This window comes from Vibrio sp. 10N.247.310.23, from assembly GCF_041467155.1.
In the GTDB taxonomy this organism is placed as follows: domain Bacteria; phylum Pseudomonadota; class Gammaproteobacteria; order Enterobacterales; family Vibrionaceae; genus Vibrio; species Vibrio crassostreae_C.
In genome coordinates, this window is sequence record NZ_JBFSTZ010000065.1 from 1 (window position 1) to 4,537 (window position 4,537).

Annotated in this window: 7 protein-coding genes and 1 pseudogene; all 8 read right to left on the minus strand. The window is 53.0% G+C overall.

Annotation, left to right across the window (positions count from 1 at the left end):
- A pseudogene (locus AB6D93_RS23530) lies at positions 1-809 on the minus strand (TIGR03752 family integrating conjugative element protein); the annotation flags it as partial.
- A 2-nt stretch (positions 810-811) separates the two neighbouring features.
- Positions 812-1,684: a TIGR03749 family integrating conjugative element protein gene (locus AB6D93_RS23535; RefSeq protein WP_102332151.1), complete on the minus strand. Its 873-nt coding sequence runs from the start codon at positions 1,682-1,684 to the stop codon at positions 812-814.
- Entirely contained in the window at positions 1,681-2,337 is a 657-nt protein-coding gene (locus AB6D93_RS23540; protein WP_102332152.1) for a PFL_4703 family integrating conjugative element protein, read from the minus strand. Before AB6D93_RS23540 ends, AB6D93_RS23535 begins: the two co-directional genes overlap by 4 nt.
- A 12-nt stretch (positions 2,338-2,349) precedes the next feature.
- Positions 2,350-2,682, minus strand: a complete 333-nt coding sequence (locus tag AB6D93_RS23545; RefSeq protein WP_102332153.1) for a DUF3487 family protein — start codon at positions 2,680-2,682, stop codon at positions 2,350-2,352.
- A complete protein-coding gene (locus AB6D93_RS23550; RefSeq protein ID WP_017108824.1) occupies positions 2,682-3,026 on the minus strand; it encodes a TIGR03745 family integrating conjugative element membrane protein in 345 nt (114 codons plus the stop codon). The genes AB6D93_RS23545 and AB6D93_RS23550 overlap by 1 nt, the downstream gene beginning before the upstream one ends.
- On the minus strand, positions 3,023-3,256 hold the full coding sequence (locus AB6D93_RS23555; protein WP_372159225.1) for a TIGR03758 family integrating conjugative element protein: 234 nt from the start codon (positions 3,254-3,256) through the stop codon (positions 3,023-3,025). The genes AB6D93_RS23550 and AB6D93_RS23555 overlap by 4 nt, the downstream gene beginning before the upstream one ends.
- Positions 3,249-3,551: an RAQPRD family integrative conjugative element protein gene (locus AB6D93_RS23560; protein ID WP_019825425.1), complete on the minus strand. Its 303-nt coding sequence runs from the start codon at positions 3,549-3,551 to the stop codon at positions 3,249-3,251. The genes AB6D93_RS23555 and AB6D93_RS23560 overlap by 8 nt, the downstream gene beginning before the upstream one ends.
- A gap of 163 nt (positions 3,552-3,714) precedes the next feature.
- Positions 3,715-4,362: a DUF4400 domain-containing protein gene (locus tag AB6D93_RS23565; RefSeq protein ID WP_019825427.1), complete on the minus strand. Its 648-nt coding sequence runs from the start codon at positions 4,360-4,362 to the stop codon at positions 3,715-3,717.
- Positions 4,363-4,537: the final 175 nt, after the last annotated feature.

Sequence of the window (4,537 nt, forward strand, 5' to 3'; positions counted from 1 at the left end):
TGGCCGTTCAAGGGAATGCGCCCCATCAGTGCGGTCATGCTGACTGCATCGGCCAGCATAGTGCCGCGATGTAGGGTGTACACTGGCATTCCGTCTTGTTGATTGGCATCAAATCGACCGGTTTGGCTGGTAAACGCGTCATCTGCTGCGCCCAGTGCGTTTTTGACCGCTTGGGTGGCAGGGGTTATCCAGTTGCCCTCTTTGTCTTGAGTTGCATCCAGCGGCTCGGTCCAAATCCAGTTGTCTTGAGCTACGCCCTGAGCCTCAAAGGATGGGTGATAGCCGCCCGGCGCCGTGCCCACGGCCAGTCCCTGACGCCCTGAATCAATGCCAAGGTCGTCATAAGAGACGTCTATCACCTCACGCACTGGCGCTTGACGCACCTTGAGGTGGTCTCGGCTTTGACTGACTTTCTCTTCAATGGTGCTTAATGATGAGTTGAGTCTTTGGGCAAGCTGACTTAATTGGGTTTCAAGGGCTTTCACCTGCTCACTGTTTTGGGTTTGTTGATGTTCAACCTGAAGCTGCGTTTGCTTTAACGCGTCCGAGAGGGCTTTTTTTTCGGCTTCACTTTTTGAGTACGCGGCATTGAGCGTTCGAATGGTGTCGGTTGGGCTGTCATCAAACGCCTGCAGCACTTGAGCCTGGGTTTGTGACGTCGTCACGCTGACCGGAGTCGTGTCTTCGGTGGGCTCAACATTAGCTTCGATGTCTGACGGCTTTAATACTGCAATGACCAGTATGGCGATAAAGCCGGTCGCGCCGATAAGCGCCGCCAGTCGTATGACGGGGTTTCCTTTATTTAACATCGCTACTCCCCTCCATGGTTAGGTAAATGGCTAGGTAAACGACTAGGCAGAAGGTATCCAGCCAGGGGCCCTGGTGTGACAATAAAGGCCGTCGCTTGGGCGGTGGGTGAGCCTGCGTTCCCGATTTCAGGATGGGAAAAGCTCACTGCGCAGCGCAGTGCAAAGCAGCGAGGACTGAGAGTAACGAGTCTTGGGTCGAGGGTTTCACGCTTTGATGCCTTATTGGTTAGGCTCACGGCAGTCACCACCTGCTCGCCCAATTGCCAAGCCGCAATGGGCTTGGCATTCACTCGCCACTGACTGAACGCGCTTAGGCTGATATCACGAGGCAGTCCCATCGGCGCTCGCACTACGCCAGATAAAGGCTCAATGGCGTGCGATGGACTGTAAAGACTTTGCATGGCATAACGCACCAGCAGGGCTTGCGGCGCCATCTTCAATTTTGAACGATGTGACTCGTTTGCAGCGCTACTCAAGTTATTACCCTCTTCCTTGCCACCCGGTAAAACAATGTCAATCTGCGGCGGGGTGACCACGCCCGCTTTGGCGCTGACATCGAGCATTAAGCGCAATCCATCACTCAAGCGCATCACTTGAAGGCGAGTTGAGTCAAAAGGCTCGGTGGCTGTGAGGTAAACTCGCCCTGCCAGTGAGGTCATGGACAGGTAAGGCGTTAAATGCGCCGGTTGCGCGACGCGCACGTCGCTGCCCAAGGTCAGGGTGGTCTCTTGCCCTGGCGTGAGCACCACTTGCAGCGGGACGCCCTGCCACTCCATGGCGCGAGGCGTACTGGCCTGAGCATTGGTATGAGTCATCAGACTCAGCAGCAGTATCCACCACAGTTCCCCATGTCTTTTCATCAGCGTTCGCATCATTGCTCTTTCTCCTGCGTTTCATTGAATTGAATCTCTCTTGCTGGGCCATCAAAACAATCAATGGCGAGCTTCCAAGGATTGCGCTCGGCATCAATGTCGTAACGCACAATACGCAGTGGCCAGCGAATGAAGTTATGTTTGACCAAGGTGCCGTCCACGTACTCTTTGAGCTCTAAATCGGCTTGCACTGTCCAACTATCACGGCTGTGCGTGGTGACGCGCCAATCGTCAAATCCGTAACCGGGAATGGGCGCTAAACTGCGTTCTCGCCCCGACAACTCCCCTGTGCGACGTTTGTTTTGAAAGTCTTGTGTTAAGACCTTTTTGCAGCTGGGCGTCAGGTAATCGGTGTAACGATGCAGGTTCTCGCTGTATTGCTGATTGCCATCGCTGGGCCATCGGTTAATCAGTCCAAATAAATTGACGGCAAAGTCATACACATTGGGCTTAGGCACCTCCCACCATGGGCGTGAGGAGCCTGAACTTAAATCGGGCGGCGTGTGCACCGTGATGTCTTGGCCGGCTTGATACCAACCCCAAGTGGTGACCAATGCGAGGGCGCTCATCATGGCGAGGGCGCCGCGTAGCGAGCGGATGTGACTGTCTCGCCCACTCAATGAGGCGCGAAATCGACTTTTCGGTGGTTGACTCATGTTTTCTCCTTATCAGCCGATGCGTTTGCAGGCAAAGCGGCGCGCATCGATGTGATAGCGCTCTGGGTGAAACCAGCGCTCAAAGCGTTTGCTGGCGTAATGTTGGCAATGGTGCGTTTTGATGCGGCTGAGCTTTCGCATGAGACTCTTTGGCAGTGCAAAAGCGCCGAGCGCCCCGAGCAGTAAAGCGGTAAACAAAATGAGCGGCGCGCCAAACGCCCAATACAGTGCCAATCCCAGCAATCCGGTAAGGGTCATGCATACGAGGACCAGTAGCCCCATCTCCCCCATCGACAGACCTTTATAAAACGGGGGCATGACGTTTAAGGTTGAAGCGCTGTGCATTACACACCCTCCAAAATATCAAGGCCGTAGTTGAGCCCCCACACCGACAGCAGCAAAAGCACAGCGCCAATCACGCCGTCACTGAGCAGGTCTTTTTTGGTCGCTTGTTTCTCTTTGATTTTGCTGAATACATCCCAGATGTGACCCAGGAAATAGACAAAGCAGAAGGCAATGAAGATGCCGCCACCGTAAAGCAAGATGTCGTAGGCATAGGCGTAAATGAGCTCTAAGATGTTGTCACTGCCGCCCTGAGACGGGGTATTGTTGGTGGGGATGTCCGCCATCGCGCTCAGGCTGTGCAGCCAAGTGACGACAAAAAGAAAAAACGCTCGAAGTTGGATCATGTTGCGACTCCGTAATATAAAAACCATTGCAGGATGAGAAAGATAAACACGGCGCGAAAGACCAAGCGGCGAAACACCTCTTTGGTCACTTTTTTGTTTTTCATGCCGCGAAAGCCGCTCCAGAACACCCACAGCATCCGCAAGGCGCTGGTGAGGCCCGCTAACACCAATGCCAGCGTATTGGCCTCAAATCCTGCGCCATGCTCAAAGGCTAAAAGGGGATCATTCATGAGGCGCGTCCACGAGGTAGTCGCCGCCCAGTGGGGTGATTGGCTTTGGCGCGCTGCGTTCAGGGCGTAAATAAGCATCAATGCCCGCTTGAAGGGTGCGGATATCAAGGCGCAGCGCATCGTAATCAAACTGACGCGCGGCGCGATAATCAGCTTCGCGCTCAGCGCGCGTGATGAGGTAGTCGAGGGTGTTCAGCTGCGAAGACACTAAAGCCAGCTCTCGCTGCTCGGTATCGACGTCGGCATACAGGTTAGGACTGAGCACGCTCAGACAGAATAAAAGTGGCCATTTCACGGTGTTGACTCCTAATTAGAAAGACGTCAACACGCTAGCAAAAAGGCAATGGAAAATACTCGATAGAAATACATTGGTGGATGTATTTTTAACGAGTATTAATTTTTGAAATTATGATATAATTCCAAAAGGATTTATTCAGGCGCCAGTCTAGGGCGAATCTTTAGAGGTACTTCTTATAGCTCGCCACGCTGGTGCGAACCAGTAACCCTGTCATGCCTGCTGCAGGCAACAACACTAAGGTCGGAGATAGGGGCCAAATCCCAGGAATGAACAACCATAAGTAACCGGCCCCGATCATGGTCATAGAGACGGCTTGGCGCGCGTAGTAATGAGTAGTTTCGGTTTCACGCCCGACAAAGGCGGTGCGTCGCTGACGAGAGATCAGCCCATCGAATGCCCCAAGAAAGCTGGCCAGTAAGAACAAAGGCCAACTTAAAAAAAGCAGCGCGACGCGAACAAACAGCGCGAGGGTGACATACACCACGCCGTGCCAATACACGTTCGCAAAAGCCAATGCCCCATCAAACTCAATACTGAGCAGTGTCTCGATGCGTTGACTCAGTGCATTCACTAATCCCATCACCTTAGCCGCCAGATGCGGCTGATCGCTTTGCAGCAAGGTGATGTGCTCAACCAATACGGTTTTGGCGTGTTGCCCTGTTACTTGTCCCCAAAAAGGCGCGAACCATTCGATCAGTATTAATAGTACCCATATCCAGAAAAGATGCCCCAGAGCCACAAAAGGTAGGCCATACCAAGGCGTCGGCTCTTCTCGCTTTACGGGTGGGTTTGGTGTTTTTTCTGCCACAAGGCCTCCTGGATTTTATTGCACTTCATGAATAGGCGACTTTGATTCATCTTCATCGAGCCCAAGGTAGGCATTATTCATCCAGCTGTTGAACTGCTCGGTGTCGTGCAGCCAGTCGTGCGTACTTTTGACTGATTGACTTTTTTGGAGCATCCCATCGACTAAGGCTTGGATA

What these genes read in the sequence shown, in the direction of transcription:
- AB6D93_RS23535 (WP_102332151.1), bottom strand. Translation starts at nt 1,684, where the DNA reads ATGATGCGAACGCTGATGAAAAGACATGGGGAACTGTGGTGGATACTG.
- AB6D93_RS23540 (WP_102332152.1), bottom strand. Translation starts at nt 2,337, where the DNA reads ATGAGTCAACCACCGAAAAGTCGATTTCGCGCCTCATTGAGTGGGCGA.
- AB6D93_RS23545 (WP_102332153.1), bottom strand. Translation starts at nt 2,682, where the DNA reads ATGCACAGCGCTTCAACCTTAAACGTCATGCCCCCGTTTTATAAAGGT.
- AB6D93_RS23550 (WP_017108824.1), bottom strand. Translation starts at nt 3,026, where the DNA reads ATGATCCAACTTCGAGCGTTTTTTCTTTTTGTCGTCACTTGGCTGCAC.
- AB6D93_RS23555 (WP_372159225.1), bottom strand. Translation starts at nt 3,256, where the DNA reads ATGAATGATCCCCTTTTAGCCTTTGAGCATGGCGCAGGATTTGAGGCC.